General features: G+C 49.0%; 16 protein-coding genes. 12 read left to right on the top strand and 4 right to left on the bottom strand.

The features are described from left to right. Positions 1 to 16 precede the first annotated feature (16 nt). The 11 genes from NtB2_RS04000 (at position 17) to NtB2_RS04050 (ending at position 13,431) form a co-directional block, all read left to right on the top strand. Positions 17 to 1,708, top strand: coding sequence for a hypothetical protein (locus NtB2_RS04000; protein WP_125194946.1), 1,692 nt, complete (start codon positions 17 to 19; stop codon positions 1,706 to 1,708). Positions 1,709 to 1,816: 108 nt separating this feature from the next. Continuing rightward, entirely contained in the window at positions 1,817 to 3,082 is a 1,266-nt protein-coding gene (gene hemA, locus NtB2_RS04005) for a glutamyl-tRNA reductase (RefSeq protein ID WP_109245661.1), read from the top strand. A gap of 11 nt (positions 3,083 to 3,093) precedes the next feature. Continuing rightward, positions 3,094 to 4,077, top strand: coding sequence for a porphobilinogen synthase (gene hemB, locus NtB2_RS04010; RefSeq protein WP_109245662.1), 984 nt, complete (start codon positions 3,094 to 3,096; stop codon positions 4,075 to 4,077). Continuing rightward, entirely contained in the window at positions 4,077 to 5,357 is a 1,281-nt protein-coding gene (hemL, locus tag NtB2_RS04015; RefSeq protein WP_109245663.1) for a glutamate-1-semialdehyde 2,1-aminomutase, read from the top strand. The genes hemB and hemL overlap by 1 nt, the downstream gene beginning before the upstream one ends. Next, positions 5,354 to 6,223, top strand: a complete 870-nt coding sequence (gene hemC / locus NtB2_RS04020; RefSeq protein WP_109245664.1) for a hydroxymethylbilane synthase — start codon at positions 5,354 to 5,356, stop codon at positions 6,221 to 6,223. Before hemL ends, hemC begins: the two co-directional genes overlap by 4 nt. Further along, complete coding sequence (locus NtB2_RS04025) at positions 6,220 to 6,858, top strand: uroporphyrinogen-III synthase (protein WP_109245665.1); 639 nt, start codon at positions 6,220 to 6,222, stop codon at positions 6,856 to 6,858. Before hemC ends, NtB2_RS04025 begins: the two co-directional genes overlap by 4 nt. Positions 6,859 to 6,934: 76 nt before the next feature. After that, the gene (locus NtB2_RS04030) at positions 6,935 to 8,056 is read left to right on the top strand and encodes a polysaccharide deacetylase family protein (RefSeq protein WP_109245666.1); all 1,122 of its coding nucleotides are present in this window, start codon (positions 6,935 to 6,937) and stop codon (positions 8,054 to 8,056) included. An 89-nt stretch (positions 8,057 to 8,145) separates the two neighbouring features. Then, the gene (locus NtB2_RS04035) at positions 8,146 to 9,354 is read left to right on the top strand and encodes a phosphopentomutase (protein ID WP_109245667.1); all 1,209 of its coding nucleotides are present in this window, start codon (positions 8,146 to 8,148) and stop codon (positions 9,352 to 9,354) included. Positions 9,355 to 9,383: 29 nt separating this feature from the next. Then, the gene (gene deoD, locus NtB2_RS04040; RefSeq protein WP_109245668.1) at positions 9,384 to 10,088 is read left to right on the top strand and encodes a purine-nucleoside phosphorylase; all 705 of its coding nucleotides are present in this window, start codon (positions 9,384 to 9,386) and stop codon (positions 10,086 to 10,088) included. 383 nt (positions 10,089 to 10,471) lie between these two features. Beyond that, positions 10,472 to 11,557 carry a hypothetical protein gene (locus tag NtB2_RS04045; protein WP_109245669.1) on the top strand — a complete coding sequence of 362 codons (1,086 nt, stop codon included), beginning with the start codon at positions 10,472 to 10,474 and terminating at the stop codon, positions 11,555 to 11,557. Between the two features lie 203 nt (positions 11,558 to 11,760). After that, positions 11,761 to 13,431 carry a formate--tetrahydrofolate ligase gene (locus tag NtB2_RS04050; protein WP_109245670.1) on the top strand — a complete coding sequence of 557 codons (1,671 nt, stop codon included), beginning with the start codon at positions 11,761 to 11,763 and terminating at the stop codon, positions 13,429 to 13,431. A gap of 12 nt (positions 13,432 to 13,443) precedes the next feature. Here the strand turns inward: NtB2_RS04050 and NtB2_RS04055 are convergent, their stop codons facing one another. Further along, on the bottom strand, positions 13,444 to 13,803 hold the full coding sequence (locus NtB2_RS04055; RefSeq protein ID WP_109245671.1) for an arsenate reductase family protein: 360 nt from the start codon (positions 13,801 to 13,803) through the stop codon (positions 13,444 to 13,446). A gap of 79 nt (positions 13,804 to 13,882) precedes the next feature. On the opposite strand from NtB2_RS04055, the gene NtB2_RS04060 reads away from it, so the two are divergent. Then, a complete protein-coding gene (locus NtB2_RS04060) occupies positions 13,883 to 14,125 on the top strand; it encodes a GlsB/YeaQ/YmgE family stress response membrane protein (RefSeq protein WP_109245672.1) in 243 nt (80 codons plus the stop codon). A gap of 78 nt (positions 14,126 to 14,203) precedes the next feature. Here NtB2_RS04060 and NtB2_RS04065 read toward each other — a convergent pair whose 3' ends face one another. The 3 genes from NtB2_RS04065 to NtB2_RS04075 form a co-directional block, all read right to left on the bottom strand. Beyond that, complete coding sequence (locus tag NtB2_RS04065) at positions 14,204 to 14,491, bottom strand: ArsR/SmtB family transcription factor (RefSeq protein ID WP_109245673.1); 288 nt, start codon at positions 14,489 to 14,491, stop codon at positions 14,204 to 14,206. 27 nt (positions 14,492 to 14,518) lie between these two features. Then, positions 14,519 to 16,378, bottom strand: coding sequence for a heavy metal translocating P-type ATPase (locus tag NtB2_RS04070; protein ID WP_109245674.1), 1,860 nt, complete (start codon positions 16,376 to 16,378; stop codon positions 14,519 to 14,521). A gap of 179 nt (positions 16,379 to 16,557) precedes the next feature. Further along, entirely contained in the window at positions 16,558 to 17,397 is an 840-nt protein-coding gene (locus NtB2_RS04075; protein WP_109245675.1) for an exodeoxyribonuclease III, read from the bottom strand. Positions 17,398 to 17,460 lie beyond the last annotated feature (63 nt).

Raw genomic sequence — 17,460 nt, forward strand, 5'->3', positions numbered from 1 at the left:
AATCTGGAGTCTTGTTTTGAAAAAGAAAAAACTTCAATTTAATAGGATTTCCGGCTTACTCTTAACTTCAGTAATCATGGGGACCGTGGTCATGCCGACTGTCCCTGCCCTGGCTGCAGTGGCAAGCCAGGCCAACAGCATTAAGCCTGGAGAATCAGTAAGTGCAGGAGAAGCCGCATATCCATCAAGCGATTATTCGGCTTTTTCGAGCTGGCACCAATATGGTGCTGCAAGCCTTGCCCCTACCAACCGATTTTCTTCCGTCCTGGTCGACAATCAGCCCAACAGGGTCGGGACTGAGCTCTTTGCCGATGTCATGGACATGACCCGTCCCGCCAGCTTTTCTGGGACCTTTACGACCAGCTTGACCTCGGATAATCCTGGTGACAAGGCCAATAGTATGGATTCTGGCGATGCACTTGGTTTTATTTTAATGCCGGCTGGGATTAGTGATGAAACGCTCAGGGATGTTAATCAGACGGCTACGGGTGGAAGTCTTGGGCTTGCAGGCCTTGCTGATAGTAGCTTTATCGGCCGTGATTTCCATAGCAATCCAGGGACAGATGGAGAAGCTGTCAAACCTAGCACGCCAAAAGGCGGAGCCAGCAATCTCTCTATTCGTACGACTGATAGCAGAGGGACAATCAAGACGACTGGCTATGCCAATGCTGATGCCCCTGATGCCGGACTGCAGGAGCAGACAAGTCCTAGTCAATCCACGGCCCATTTGACCAATCTGATGACGGTAACCTGGATTCCTGAGCTCAGAAGCCTGTCTGTTGACAATCAGACCTTGTCAGGAAGCCTGACTTATACAGTGTCAAGCCCGACTGCCCCAAGCTATCAACTCTCTTCAAGAATCACTGTTAAAACACAGATGAAGCTTGCCACAGTTGCCTCTACAGGTTCTAATTACTCAATGATGAGCTTTATCAGTGAGGGGAACCACTTCTCAGTACAGAAGCCGAGCACACGTGTTCGTATCGAATACATTGATCAGGAGACAGGGCAGTCGATTGCCCCTTCAACAAGTCTGGTCGCCCCTATTGGGACAGCTATTGCCATCAATGCACCAGGCCAAGCTGGAGCTGACGGCAGGACGATTTTTGATGTGGAAAATGTCATGGGCTATGCCTTTGTTTCAGCACCTGGTCGCATTAATATTAATGAAAATGTCAAAACTTATCAGGTTTTCTATAGAAAACTGAAGACGAAAAGTCCAACTGTGCCCGTTCAAGACAATAATAATAGCCAGTCCAATCAGGAAAGTCAAGGCAATCAAGCATCTGAGCAGTCAAAGAAGCCAACTAGTCCTATCCATAAGGAGCAGCTAATCCCTTCTCGAGATGTACAAGTCAATCATCTCAGGACAGTTCAAAATGAAAAGACGGAAAGTCAAAGTCCAATCGTCTCAGCTGTGCAAGAAGTGAGTCCAGAAGAAATGGCTCCAGCAGAAATCAAGCCGGACAATAAAGTCGCCGGAGCTAAGCCTTCAAGCCAGCAGGAAAGTCAGGCTAAGGTCGATTCCAAGAAGGAAAAAATCACAGGGAAGCAGGCCTCAGCCGAAAGCTTTAAGAAAGCCAGCAGTCCTGCTAAAGGAAGCTTCCGAGCCATTGGCGTTATGTCAGCAGTAGCAGGGGTAGCCGTTTCAGCGGGCATCCTCGTCCTCCTCAAAAAGCTCCTGGCCCTTGCGAAGTTTTTACGTTAATGAAATAAAAAATAAGAAAAAGGCCTGGCCTTTTTTCTTTGTCTGACAATATCATAATCCCCATCAGCCAGCTTAAATTGTGATAAAATATACTTTAGGTAAAAAATCATGGAATTAATTGCAATCTCTATCAATTACAAGCAGGTCCCGGTCGAAGTGCGTGAAATGTACGCCTTCGCTGAGGGAGAACTGGCCGCTGCTATGGCCGAGCTCAAAAAGGAACAGTCCATCCTTGAGAATGTCATCCTCTCGACCTGCAATCGGACGGAAATCTACGCTGTGGTCGACCAAATCAGGCGGGGAGAAGACTACATCAAACGCTTCCTCGCCAACTGGTTTCACATTGACCAGCAGGAGGTCGAGCAGGTCCTCATCAGCCATCAGGGTTTTGATGAAGTTGCCCGCTACCTCTACCGGGTGGCCTGTGGCCTCGAGTCTCTGATTATGGGCGAGGAGCAGATTTTAGCCCAGGTCAAGGCCAGTCTTGCCTTTGCCCAGGAAAATCAGGCGACCAGCAGTATTCTGAACCAGCTCTTCAAAGAGGCAATCACCCTCTCAAAACGGGCCCATACTGAAACTGCCCTCAGCCGAAACTCCGTCTCTGTCGGCTCCGCTGCTGTCCAGCTGGCCAAACAGGAAGGCTTTGACTTTCACGGGGCCAAGGCATTGGTCATCGGGGCTGGCCAGATGGCTGAGCTTTCAGCGACCTATCTGCAGGCTCAGAAAATTGAGCGTCTTCATATCGCCAACCGGACGCTTGAAAAGGCTGAAAAGCTGGCTTCAAAACAGCAAGCTAGTGCAAGCAGTCTGGATGACCTAGAAGCCCAGCTCGTCAAGGCTGACATTGTCTTTTCGGCGACTTCAGCCAAGAAACCTTTGATTACTGAAAGCCTCATCCGGATTGTCCGTGAAAAGCGGGCCAAAGCTCCTCTTTATATCTTTGATTTGGCGGTGCCACGCGATGTGGAACCAGAGGTCCAGGCCTTTGACGAGGTCCAGGTCTTTGACGTGGATGCCATGCGACAACTGATTGATGACAATCTGGTCGCCAGACAGGAGGCTGTCCAGGTCGTTGAAGGCATGATTGATGAAAAGGTCGTTGACTTTGAGACCTGGTTTAGTAGTCTCGAAGCGGTCCCCGTCATCAAGAGCCTCCAGGCCAAGGGCATGAAGGTCCAGGCCGATGTCTTTGACAACCTGACCAAACGCCTCCCTGAGCTGGATGACCACCAGACCAAGGTCATTCATAAGCTGACCCGGAGCATTGTCAACCAGCTCTTGCGGGACCCTATTCTGGCTGTGAAAGACCTGAGCCAGCAGGAGGATTCAGCAGAAAAGCTCGCCTTGATTGAGCAAATTTTTGCGATTAAATAAAAGGAGAAAGTATGAATTTATCATTTGACCGCCACCGCAGACTGAGAAGCTCTGCCGTCATGCGGGACATCGTCCGTGAAAACTACGTCCGCCGGGAAGACCTGATTTACCCGCTCTTTGTGACTGAAGGCCACAATATCAAGAATGAAATCTCCTCTATGCCAGGCCAATATCAGTTTTCACTGGACCGCCTAGAAGAAGAAATGCGGGAAGTCGCAAGCCTCAAGATTCCAGCTGTCCTGCTTTTTGGGATTCCAGACAACAAGGACGCAGTCGGCTCAGAAGCTTACAATGACGAGGCTGTCCTCCAGTCTGCCATTCGGATGATTAAGGCGAAATTTCCAGACATTTTAGTCATTGCCGACACCTGCCTCTGCGAATACACCGACCACGGACACTGTGGACCACTTGATGGCCATGGCTGTGTCCTCAATGACGAGAGCCTGGAGCTCCTGGTCAAGACCGCCGTTTCCCAGGCCAAGGCCGGAGCTGACATCATCGCCCCATCAAACATGATGGACGGCTTTGTTCTCGCCATCCGTGAAGGCCTTGATGGGGCAGGCTACTGGGACATTCCCATCATGTCTTATGCCGTCAAATATGCTTCGGCCTTCTACGGACCTTTCCGCGATGCGGCAGATTCAGCCCCACAATCTGGAGACCGCAAGGGCTACCAGATGGACCCGGCCAACAGCCGTGAAGCCTTGCGTGAAATGAACTCTGACATCAAAGAAGGGGCGGACATGCTGATTGTTAAGCCTGCCCTGTCTTATCTCGACATCACCCGTCAGGTCCGAGACAACTGCGACCTGCCGATTGTCACCTATAATGTCTCTGGCGAATACAGCATGGTCAAGGCAGCCGCTCAAAATGGTTGGATTGACGAAAAACGTATCGTCATGGAACAGCTTGTTTCTATGAAGCGGGCTGGAGCAGACATGATTATCACTTACTTTGCCAAGGATGTCGCCAACTGGCTCAAGGAGGAGGCCTGATGTTTGAAAAATCAATCGCCGCATTTGAAGCAGCTAAAAAAGTCCTGCCAGGAGGCGTAGATTCACCTGTCCGTGCCTTTAAGTCTGTCGACATGGCACCCGTCTTTATTGACCATGGCAAGGGCTCAAAGCTCTATGATATTGACGGCAAAGAATACATCGACTATGTCCTTTCTTGGGGTCCGCTGATTCTAGGGCACGCCAACGACCAGGTCGTCAAGAGCCTGCAAGAAACGGCCGTCAAAGGGACTTCTTTTGGGGCTCCCTCAGAAATCGAGACCAAGATGGCGCAGCTGGTCATCGACCGGGTGCCTTCTGTCGAGATGGTCCGTTTTGTCAACTCCGGAACAGAGGCGACCATGTCGGCCCTCCGCCTGGCTCGTGGTGTGACAGGCCGTGATAAAATCCTCAAGTTTGAAGGGGCCTACCATGGCCATGCTGACAGCCTTTTAGTCAATGCCGGCTCTGGTGTCGCAACGCTCGCTTTGCCAGACAGCCCAGGCGTGCCTAAGGACGTGGCTGCTGAGACTGTTACTGTGCCCTACAACGACCTGGACGCTGTCCAGCTGGCCTTTGACCGCTACGGCGAAGAGCTGGCGGCGATCATCGTTGAGCCTGTTTCAGGAAATATGGGCTGTGTAGCGCCTAGTCCAGGATTCCTTGAGGGCCTGCGTGATATTACGAAGGCAGCTGGTAGCCTCTTGATTTTTGACGAGGTCATGACTGGTTTTAGGGCTGGATTTTCTGGAGCCCAGGCTGTCTATGGCGTTGAGCCTGACTTGACCTGCTTTGGTAAAATCATTGGCGGTGGCCTCCCTGTCGGGGCCTACGGTGGCCCTCTTGCCTTGATGGAGCAGGTGGCTCCGGCCGGTCCTGTCTATCAGGCAGGGACCTTGTCTGGCAATCCACTGGCCATGACGGCTGGTTTTGAGACATTGAGTCAGCTGACCAAAGAAAGCTATGAGCAGATGGAAAAGCTGGTCTCAGAGCTCTTGGAAGGCTTGCAGAGCCTTGCTGACCGCTACGGGATTCCCCTTCAGACCTCTCAGGTCGGGGCCATGTTCGGCTTCTTCTTTACAGATGAAAAGGTCGTCAATTTTGAGACAGCGAAAACATCTGATACTGAGCGATTTACTAAGTTCTTCAAGGTCATGCTGGAAGAAGGCATTTATCTGGCCCCATCCCAGTTTGAGTCTGCCTTCCTGTCAACAGCCCACACTGAAGAAGATATCAAGGCGACCCTAGTGGCCGCAGAGAAAGCGTTTAAGACAATTTCATGAAAAAAATAAAAGTTGGGACTCGCAAGAGTCCTCTTGCTATGAAGCAAACAGAGCTGGTCATCAAGCAGATGATTGAGCTCCAGCCTGAGCTGGAAGTCGAAATCGTCGGCATCAGCACCCAGGGCGACCGGGATCAAGTCTCTCATCTGGCTGAAATCGGTGGTAAGGGCATCTTTGTCAAAGAGGTGGAAAAACAGCTCTTAGAAGGCAAGATTGACCTTGCGGTTCATTCCTTGAAGGACATGCCGGCTATTTTGCCTGACGAGCTGACCCTAGCCGCCTATCCCAAGCGGGCCAATCCTTATGACTGTATCGTCTACAATCAAGAACCTGACTATGAAGGTAAATTACGACTCGGCACCAGCTCGATTCGCCGGGGCAAACAACTGAAACAGCTTTTTCCAAATCTGGAAATCGAGCCTGTCCGTGGTAAGATTGAAACCCGGATTGAAAAAATCAAGACGCAGAACCTGGACGCCGTCGTCCTCGCCTGTGCCGGCCTTGAGCGGATGGGCTATCTGGAAGGCTTGACCATCCGGGAATTTAGCCCAGAAGAATGCATCCCAGCTGTCGCCCAAGGCATCCTCGGCATCGAATGCCGGCGGGATGATCAGGAGCTCCTTGAGCTTCTAAGCCATCTCAACCACGCTGAGACCGAGCTGGCAGCCAAGACAGAACGCCATTTTTTGGCCTTAATGAATGGAAATTGCGAGATTCCGATCGGTGGTCTGGCTCTAAAGACAGCTGAAGGCTGGGCCTTCTCTGCCTTTCTGGCCAGTGACCTTGAAGACGAGGGCAGGACGGTCCGCCTGACAGGGCCTGACCCACTCGCGCTTGCCAATGAGGCATTTGAGAGATTAAAATGAAAAGAATTTTATTGATGCGGCCTGATAATCGTGAAGACAAGGCCTTTTTTGAGGCCAGGGATTATGAGGTCATGGAGCTTCCGCTCGTGCGTTATGAGCTTTTAGCCTTGAGCCCGGAAGCCCTGGCAGAGCTCAAGACTTCAGACTGGCTGGTCTTTACCAGTCAGCGACCGGTGGAGTCTATCCTTGCTCATCTGGAGCCCGGAGAGCTCAAGATTTCGGCCGTCGGGCAGAAAACAGCTGAAAAGATTGAAAGCTTAGGCTTTGCTGTGGATTTTATGCCAAGCATTGCCACAAAGGCCAGCTTCATCAGTGAATGGCCAGCCCCTGGTCAGAAGATTTTCTATCCCAAGAGCAACCTGGCTGACGACAGCCTGGCTAGAACCCTGGGAGCCAAGGAAGTCGTCTGCTATGAACATCAGGAGGATGTTGCAAACTTAGAGTTGCTAGAGAATTTAATCAATTTTATGGCCCTGGATAGCGTCTATTTCACGAGCCCTTCAAGCTGGCAACGTTTTTACAAGATTTATCAAAAGCATCCCTTTCCTATAGACATCATCGCCATCGGGGAGACCACGAAAAAGGCCATCCAGGCTGATCTCTCTGTTGATGTATTAGAGAAAGAGAAAATTTAATAATTTTATGATTCAGCATGGTTAGATTTTGGGAAAATCTATGCTAAAATATTTTTATCATATTTGGGAGTAGAAAATGAAAAGGATAGGGAAGAAAAAGTACAACTACAGAAACATCACAATCGCAGTCATCGCGCTGCTTGTCATAGGCATCGGTGGCACAGGACTTGCCATCAAGCTCAACCATGACCAACAGGTCTACGCCGCCCTAAAATCCAAGGAAGCTGACGCTGAAGAAAAGGCTAAAAAAAGTCGCAAGCCCGAAGACATCCAGCTTGCTCAAAAGCTTGCTGATGAGCTCAAGGACGGCGATAAGACCGTAGCCACAGAGCACATCAAAGACCTAAAGAGTGACCTGATCAAACTTAATAATGCCAGTTCTGCCGTAGATAAGGCTGATGCCAAGCCGACAGAAGAAGACACCAGTCTGGCTCAAAAATTGGTCGACCAGCTGTCAAGTGACTATCTGTCCAAAGACAAGGAAGGCCTGCAAAAGCGCTTGGACAAGGACAAGGAAGTCGTCGCCAAGCAAAAGGAAGCAGCAGAAGCTGCGAAAAAAGCTGCTGCTGAGGCTGCTAAGGTTGCAGAAGAAACCAAGGGTCAAAAACTCATCGCACTGACCTTTGACGACGGCCCCAATCCTCAGACCACACCTGGCCTCCTTCAAACGCTGAAATCAAAAGGCGTAGTCGCCACCTTCTTTGCCCTCGGCCAACAAGCCCAGGCAAATCCAGACATCATCAAGCAAGAGGCTGCTGCTGGCAACGAAGTCGCTAGCCACACCTGGGACCACAAGGACCTGACCACACTCAGTCCTGGAGCGGCAAAGCAGGAGATTCTTTCAGCTCACGATACGATTAACAGCCTCAGTGGTCAGAATACCAACATCTTCCGACCACCTTATGGTAGCTATAATCAGTCGACCCTCGCCCTGACTGACTTGGCCGCCGTCAACTGGTCCATCGATACCAACGACTGGCGTTATAACAGCCCGGCTCCAGTGGTCCAAAATGCCATGTCTGCCGCCCATCCAGGGGCCATCATCCTCATGCATGACATTCATCCCTGGTCTGTGGCAGCAGTGCCCCAGATTATTGACCAGCTCAAGGCCCAGGGTTATACTTTTGTGACCGTGACGAAACTCCTTGAGGCTCGTGATGGCGGGGTTCAGGCTCATCAGGTTTATTTTGGTCAATAGAGGCTCATAAATCATCAAAAATGAACGGGAATTCTCCCGTTTTTTTTGTTATAATTAAGTCAGAACCTTTTATAGAAAAGAGAGAGATTATGCCTAAAAAATTCAAGCGTGTGCACCTCATTGTCATGGACTCTGCAGGGATTGGCGAAGCACCTGATGCTGACCAATTTTTCAATCAAAAGACACCAGACACTGGGGCAAATACCATCGGCCACATTTCTGAAAAAGTAGGCCTTGATGTGCCTAACTTCCAAAAACTGGGACTGGGTAATATCACTGCCTTGAAGACGGTTGCTCCGACCGACAGCCCGCTTGGTTACAGCACCAAGTTGGAAGAGGTCTCACAAGGCAAGGACACGATGACTGGTCACTGGGAAATCATGGGCTTGGACATCAAGAACCCTTTCCCTGTCTATCCTGACGGCTTTCCAGAAGACCTGCTTGAAAAGATTGAAGCCTTCTCTGGTCGTAAGGTCATCCGCGAGGCCAACAAGCCTTACTCAGGGACTGCCGTTATCGATGACTTTGGTCCCCGCCAGATGGAGACCGGCGAGCTGATTATCTATACTTCAGCTGATCCAGTCCTCCAGATCGCAGCCCACGAAGATGTGATTCCAGTCGACGAGCTCATGAAGATTTGTGAATATGTTCGTTCAATCACACTTGTAGGTTCAGAATGGATGCTGGGCCGGATTATCGCCCGTCCTTATGTTGGGAAGCCTGGCAACTTTGAGCGGACAGCCAACCGCCGTGACTTCGCCCTGGCACCATTTGGCGAGACCGTCCTCAACCACTTGGACGATGCGGGCTACCCGGTTATTTCAGTCGGTAAAATCCACGACATCTACGATGGCCAAGGGATTAACAAGGACATGGGCCACAATCTGAACGACATGGACGGCGTAGACCGGATGCTCAAGGCCATGGCCCTGCCTGACTTCAAAGAAGGTCTCCTATTTGTCAATCTGGTCGATATGGATGCGAAATTTGGCCACCGTCGTAACCCAGAAGGCTACCGGGATGCTATCCAAGACCTCGACGGACGCTTGCCTGAAATCATGGAAGCTATGAATGACGATGACCTCCTCATTATCACAGCTGACCACGGCAATGACCCGACCTTTGTCGGGACCGACCACACCCGTGAGTATATCCCATTTGTCAGCTATTCTAAGAGCTTTACAACACCTCAAGCTTTACCAATCGGTAACTTCGCAGACATTTCAGCGACGATTGCGGACAACTTTGACGTGAAGCCAGGCGAAATTGGGAAGTCAATCTTAGCAGACTTAAAATAAAAATACAGAAAAATTATAAAGGAGCAATTATGCCAACACCTCATATCGAAGCCCAAAAAGGCGAAATCGCAGATAAAATCCTCTTGCCGGGCGACCCACTCCGGGCAAAATTCATCGCAGAAAACTTCTTGGAAGATGCTGTTCAGTTTAATAATGTCCGTGGCATGCTCGGCTTTACCGGGACATACAAGGGTGAACGGGTCTCAGTCATGGGTACAGGGATGGGGATGCCTTCTATCTCTATCTACGCCAATGAGCTCATCACGGAATACGGCGTGAAGAAGCTCATCCGTGTCGGAACTGCTGGCTCTATCAATGAAGACGTCCACGTTCGTGACCTGGTCATCGCTCAAGCTGCAGCGACCACATCAGCAGTCATCCGCAATGACTTCCCACAATTTGACTTCCCGCAAATCTCTGACTTTGACCTCCTGGACAAGGCCTACCACATTGCCAAAGACATGGACTTGACCGCTCACGTCGGCACTGTTCTGTCATCTGACCTCTTCTACGGAGGCCCAGACGGCGTGGCCCTTGGCAAGCTCGGTGTCAAAGCTATCGAGATGGAGGCAGCTGCCCTCTTCTACCTGGGTGCCAAATATAATGTGCAAACCCTTGGTATTATGACCATCTCAGACCACATCCTGACCGGCGAAGTGACAACTTCTGAAGAACGTCAAAACACCTTCACTGACATGATGAAGGTGGGGCTTGAGACTCTGATTGCAAAATAAAAAAATCGGGATAACCCGATTTTTTCTTCTCTCACAGAAAAATGCTATAACTAGTTTTCTGGAGCAGCATATTGTCAAAAGTCTAGCAAAGGAGTTGATCCTTAAGACAAGTGAGAATTAGCCCAATAATAAAAATTTCAAAGCCAATCGGGTCATCCCGATTTTTTTCAAAAACTATTCATTGTTTCTCAAGTTAATCTTTCTCATGCTCTCGCGGTTACTCTTTAGGACAAATCCATTTTCGTATAATTAGGACATTATCATTTTCCTTTGAGAGGTGTCAGAGCCTCATTGTTAAATTATTTGACAAATTAAACGGGGGGTTATAATTTATTCGTAAACGTAACAAACGTTACGAAACCTAAAAAGAAAAGAAGGAACAAATGGAAAAAATTTGGAAAATCACCACGATGGCAGGAATTGTTTTAACAAGTGCCTTACTCGCAAGTGCAGGACTTTCTGCGAAAGCAGATACCACTGTTTATCGAAACTACAACACTGCGACAGGCGAACACCTTTACAGCTCTCACTACGAGTGGATTACCCTGCCAACACAGTCTAAGGCTTGGCAGAAAGATTCAGTAACCTTTGATGAACCTGATAAAGGGACAAATGTTTATAGAATTTATAATCCAAAATCTGGTGAGCATGTTTTCACTAGCTCTAATTTTGAGAAAAATAGTTTGGTAAAACTAGGCTGGAAGTCCGAAGGCATTGCTTTTCATTCTGGAGGCTCAAAAACTGTTTATCGCCTCTATAACCCCGGAGCTGGAAATGGTGCTCACTTATATACGGCTAATGCATATGAAAAATCAGTACTTGTTTCGAAAGGCTGGAAATACGAGGGTGCTGCTTGGTATGCTAAAGCGAGTGGGGTGGCTTCAGAAAATAGTGGTAAGAATACGAGCGAGTCAATTTCTCCTTTGACTTTTCTAAAATCGGGATTGCTAGTACAGAAATATGAAGGGAAAACTGTTGGAAGTGTAAAGTTTAATGGAGATGGTTCAATCAGTCAAGACTATAGTGCTACAACAAAGTTTAGACAGAAAATCACTAATACTTCCTATAAAGTTTTAAACACCAATCAAGTTTTATTGAATTATACGCTTGAAAATAAAGACATATACCCAGGAGGACCATATTATATCGGACCAGATTTTAATGGAGGCTATGAAGCTAGAGGAGCTCTAGTGTCAGGAGGTAATGGAAGTTTTGGATATTATAATGGTAAAGTTGAGAATCAAGTTTTAATAACTATTAATAAGGCAACAAAGAAAGTAACATTTACTAAAAGAATGCAGCGAGCCTATCCCAAGAGTGTGAAATTCTATGAAGGTGACAATTGGAATGATTATAAAAATAATCTAACTTCTTCTGATTTGTGGAGAAATGGTCAATTAAGATTAAATTCATTTACTCCGTGGTATAACCTAAATTCCTCATGGAATATTAGTTACGATATGGAATAGAACAAAAATTAATTGGATTTAATGAAGATAGAAATAAAAAATGTTTTAAGCAATCTGTATCACCCTGTTATTACTTGATAAATGCCTTATACAGCACAAAAAAACCGAACAATAATTTGCTCAATCTAGGCAATATAAAAAAAAGTATTCTTTGGAATACTTTTTTTTGTTAGAATATGGTTAGAAAGCTTAAGGAGGCCGAGATGAAGACAGACATTGAAATCGCACAGGAAACGACCATGAAGCCAATCGTTGAGATTGCCCAAAAGGCGGGTTTGACAGCCGATGATATCGAATTTTACGGGAAGTACAAGGCGAAAATCCCCTTCTCAAGCATGGAGAAAGTCAAGGACAATCCTGAAGGCAAGCTGGTCCTCGTGACCTCGATTAACCCGACACCAGCTGGCGAAGGCAAGTCTACGGTGACTGTAGGTCTTGCCGATGCCTTTAACCGCCAAGGCAAAAATGTCATGGTCGCCCTGCGTGAGCCCTCCCTCGGCCCTGTCATGGGCATCAAGGGTGGAGCGACTGGTGGTGGCTATGCCCAAGTTGTACCGATGGAAGAAATTAACCTGCATTTTACAGGAGACATCCATGCCATCACAGCGGCCAACAATGCGATTGCAGCCTTCATTGACAATTCACTCCAGCAGGGCAATCCTCTGAATATCGACCCCCGACGGATCAGCTGGAAACGGGTCGTTGACCTCAATGACCGGGCCCTCCGGCATGTGACGGTCGGCCTTGGCGGACCGCTCAACGGTGTGCCCCGTGAAGACGGCTTTGATATTACCGTCGCCTCTGAAATCATGGCGGTCCTTTGCCTTGCGACCTCGTTGACTGATCTGAAAGAAAGAATTGCTAGGATTGTTGTAGCCAGTACTTATGACCGTGAGCCTGTGACGGTAGCTGATTTGGGCGTGGCGGGAGCCATTGCCATGTTACTGAAAGAGGCCATCAAGCCGAATCTGGTCCAGACACTTGAAGGCACACCGACGCTGATACACGGCGGCCCCTTCGCCAATATTGCCCACGGCTGTAATTCGATTCTGGCGACCCGGACGGCCCTTAAATTGGCTGATATCGTCATTACTGAGGCCGGCTTTGGGGCTGACCTGGGCGGGGAAAAATTCCTGGATATCAAGACCCGCCAGCTTGGCAAGACACCGGATGCCATTGTCGTAGTGGCAACCATTCGTGCCCTGAAGATGCACGGTGGCCTGGACAAGAAGGAGCTGACGACCGAGGATGTCCCTGCACTTGAGCGTGGTTTTGCCAATTTGGAACGCCATATCAAGAACATGAAGACCTACGGTCGGCCTGTTGTCGTTGCTGTCAATCAGTTTGCCGACGACACAGAGACAGAAGTGGCCAAGCTGACCGAGATGACTACTGAACTCGGTGTTGAAGTCAGCCTGACTCAAGTCTTTGCCAAAGGTGGTGAGGGAGGTCTCGACTTGGCCGACAAGGTTTCAGAAGCCATCGAAGGCCCAGCCCAAGACTTCCACTATCTCTACGAGCTGGACAAGTCAACGGAAGAAAAAATTGAAGCCGTCGTGACAAAAATTTACGGCGGAGCCAAGGTCAACTACAGTCCTAAGGCCCGTCGTCAGCTGCAGGAAATCGAGAAGAACGGCTGGTCTGAGCTCCCTGTCTGCCTGGCAAAGACCCAGTATTCCTTCTCTGACAACCCTAGCCTACTTGCAGCACCGTCAGGCTTTGAGGTCACAGTGCGTGACCTAATTCCAAAGCTTGGGGCTGGCTTTATCGTGGCCCTGACTGGAGACGTCATGACCATGCCAGGCCTGCCCAAGGCCCCTGCAGCCCTGCGGATGGACATTGATGAGAAAGGCCTGATATCAGGATTATTCTAAGCAAAAAAGAGCTCAAACAAGCTCTTTTTCATATGCCTCTTCCTTAAAGCCAATCTGCAAGAGCTGACCTGCCTCGTCTATTAGCAAAGGTCGCTTGACCAACATGCCGTCAGAAGCCAGGAGCTCGGCCGCCTCTTGTTCATTCAAGCCTGCCAGCTTATCCTTGAGGCCAAGCTCACGGTAGACCAGGCCTGAGCTGTTAAAGAACTTCTTGACAGGAAAATTTCCCTGGGAAAACCAGGTCAAAAAGTCTTCAGCCTTTGGCGGATTTGCCTTGAGGTCGATTTCAGTGTAGTTGGCCTGATGGCGGTCAAGGACAGCCTTGGCCTTGCGACAGGTCGAGCATTTTGGATACCAGTAAAAAGTGTACATGAGTTCTCCTTATATTGTTTTAACTTTATTATACTAAATGTTAAAATGAAATTAAAGATAAAAAAGAAAGGAGATGCTTATGCTTTGGTCAATTATTATTGGTGCCCTGATCGGTCTGATTGCGGGAGCCATCACAGGAAAAGGCGATAAGATGGGCTGTATTGCCAATATCATCGCAGGGCTGGTCGGCTCCTGGCTCGGCCAGATGTTGCTCGGAAGCTGGGGGCCCCACCTGGCAGGCATGGCTTTGATTCCCTCCATTGTCGGAGCCATCATCATTGTCCTGATTGTCTCTGCCATCTTCGCCAAAAAGAATCAATGAAGCAATGATAAAAGAGCTCAGATTGAGCTCTTTTTTGATATCGACCCTTGTCTTGAGGAAATTCTACCTAAGTCAGCCTCAAGCCTCAGACATATGCTGAATCACAATTTCCAAAAGCTCCTCGATATGCTTGTCAGCAAAGCGGTAAATCCGCTGTTTTCCGGCGATTTCAACCTTGAGAATCCGGCTTTCCCGCATGCTGGCAAGCTGGTGGGAGATGGCCGACTGGCTGAGGCTGACGCTTGCTTCAAGCTGGCTGACGTTCATTTCGCCAGCTTCTTTGATGGCCAGGAGAATCTTGAGGCGATTTGGATTGGAGAAGACGCCAAAGAGCTCGCTCATTTGGCTGATGACTGTCTCTGACATACTGGCCCTGCTTTCATTAGAATAACTCTATTTTACAACAATTTTATCTGGAAGTAAAAGTCTAAGACTGTTCAGGATGACAAGCAGGGTAGAGCCCTCGTGGGCCAGGACAGAGAGATTGATATTAGAATCGGCAATAAAATTAAGACTGACAAGGAAGATGACCATGCAGAAGGAAAAAATCATGTTCTCCCAGACGATGCGATTCATTGACTTGGCAGTCCTGTGGGCGAGAACGAGCTTGGAGAGGTCGTTTTGCATGAGAACGACGTCAGCGACCTCAATGGCGACGTCCGTCCCCTGGCCCATGGCAATGCCGACATTGGCCTTGGCTAGGGCAGGGGCGTCGTTGACTCCGTCGCCAATCATGGCCGTAGGTCCTTCCTCCTTGAGCTCATCAATGATATGAGACTTTTCGCTGGGGAGGCGGTTGCTAAAGACCTTGTCAATGCCCAGCTCATCAGCCAGGGCCTTAGCCGTTAGGCGATTGTCGCCCGTAAGCATGACCGGCTGAATCTTTTCCTGCTTGAGGTAGGAGATGGCGGATTGAGCCTTGGGATGGGGGAGGTCTCGAAAGGCTAGGAGGGCGACGCTTTCGCCATCTTTTTGAAGGTTGACGACGGTCTTGCCTTGGCTGGCAAGGCTCAGGACATTCTCCTCTTCCAACTCAGCCTTGAAGAGGCGGTAGTGATGGCCCTGATAATCTGCTAGGAGTCCCTGTCCTATCTTATTTTCGACCGTTAGATCCAGGATTGCCCCATCGGGCAGGGCCTCTCGGATAGCATCGGCCAAAGGATGGTTGGCCTCTTTTTCCATGCTGGCGATGATTATCCGGTAGAGGGCTTCATTGTCTTTATCTAGAAAAATTAGGTCGGTCAACTCAGGCTTGCCACGGGTCAGTGTGCCAGTCTTGTCAAAGACAATCTTTTGGATGTCAGTCAGCTCAGAGAGGTAGCTAGCTCCTTTGAAGAGGACGCCGGCCTTGGCCAGGCGAGAGAGGGCAGAAAGGCTGGCCGGAATGGCTGATGCCGCCAGGGCACAGGGGGAGGCAGCGACTAAGAAAATCAGACTTTTTTCATAAGAAGCATAGATAGAGAGGCCTGTGAGCATAAAAATTAAAAAGACAGCAGGGATCAGGTAGATGACGGTCTTCACATAGAAGGGCTCAAGCTTTTTGATGCGGGAGGCTTTAGGGGTCAGATTCTTCTGGGCAGTCTCGACCATTCTAAGAATTTTAGAAAATAGACTATTGAGGACCTCTTTTTCGACCTCCATGGTCAGACTGCCACTACCGTTGATGGTTGCAGCGTAGAGGGGACTGCCGGTCATCTTTTCCTTGGGCATGCTCTCGCCAGTGATGGTGGCCTCATTGACCGTGCTGTGACCAGAGATAACAGAGCCGTCGGATGCAATCTGGTCGCCTGGCAGGACCATGAGCCGGTCGCCGACTTGCAGACTGCTGACATCGACGCTCTGCCATTGATTATCCGGGCCAATCCGGCGGGCCTTTTGCGGGCTGATGGCCATGAGCTTCGTAATTTCTCGTCGGCTTTTGGCTTCAGCATATTCTTCAAGAAAATGGGCGGCCGCAAAAATCAGGATGAGGAGGCTGGCCTCCTCGAAGGCAGTGAGGAGGATGGAGCCAATAGCTGCCAACAGCATGAGGATATGGATATTAGGAATGAAATTTCTAGCTGCAATACTGGCCCTAATCGTTTCTCTAAAACCCTCATGAATCAGATGTGAACCTGCCAGAAGCATCGATAGGAGGTAGCAGACGACTGCGATTCCGTAAGGCAGGAAGGGGAGAAAGGTTGCAAGGAGATAGAGTGCGAGGGCGACTAGATAGAGCAAGAGATTTTTATTTTTATATGCTTTATTCATCATATGACAATTTTATCATGTAATGATTTTTGAGTCAAAGTCAATGCGATTACTTTTGTTAAGTGAGCTAGAAAAAATGATGAAATAAAAAAAGTTGCCGAGGCAACTCTTAGTAAAGTGTAAAGCATCTGATTTTTTAATCTGGCTAGCTGTCCTCAAAAGATCTAAAACAGCGCTTTATCTCACAAGTCAACTTCTAAAAGAATAGGAAGATGGTCCTGCCGGGCCCCGGTATCGAGGACTTCAGACTTCTTGACCTTGTCAGCGACCCGGTCAGAGGTCAACCAGTAGTCGATTCTCCAGCCGGTATTGTTGATTTTAGCCATCTTAGACCGCTGTGAAAACCAGCTGTAGACCCCTTCAATCTGGCCATGAAGATGACGGAAGCTATCAGTAAAGCCAGCCTTCAGAAGAAGGCCAAATTTTTCACGTTCCTGGTCGGTAAAGCCTGGATTATTGCGGTTGTTATTGGGATTGGCCAGGTCAATCTCTTGATAGGCGGCGTTGAAGTCGCCTGAGGCAAAGACAGGCTTTTGCTGGTCTAAGCCTTCAAGATAGGCCCGGTAGGCATCGTCCCATTCGCCACGCAGGTCTAGCCGTTTGAGGCCATCGCCTGCATTTGGCGTGTAGACGGTTGTCACAAAGAAGTCAGGGAATTCGAGGCTTACAATCCGTCCCTCACTGTCCATGGTGTCAGGGGCAGAGATTTCTGGGAAGCTCACGACAGGCTCTGGGAGGGCCTTCTTGTAGAGCATCATGGTGCCGGCATAGCCTTTGCGGGCTGGTGGTGTCGAGATTCGGTGGACAATCTCATATTCTGGAAATTTTTCAGATAGTAAGCCTAAGATTTTATCTGTTTTCTTAGGGTCGTCATTGAGCTTGGTCTCCTGAATGGCTAGGACATCAGGCTTGAGGCCGGCCAGCTTGTCAACGACAGCCATAGATAAGGCTGCCCGTTCGCTGGTTCCTGTCAGGGCGGCGTTGAGACTGTCGATATTCCATGAAATAAAAGTATAAGTCATTTTTAGTATCCTCTATAATATTATAAAAATCATTATAGCATAAAAGCATTTGCCCCGTGATTA

The sequence above is a fragment of the Lactococcus termiticola genome, from assembly GCF_003116835.1.
GTDB classification, from domain to species: domain Bacteria; phylum Bacillota; class Bacilli; order Lactobacillales; family Streptococcaceae; genus Lactococcus; species Lactococcus termiticola.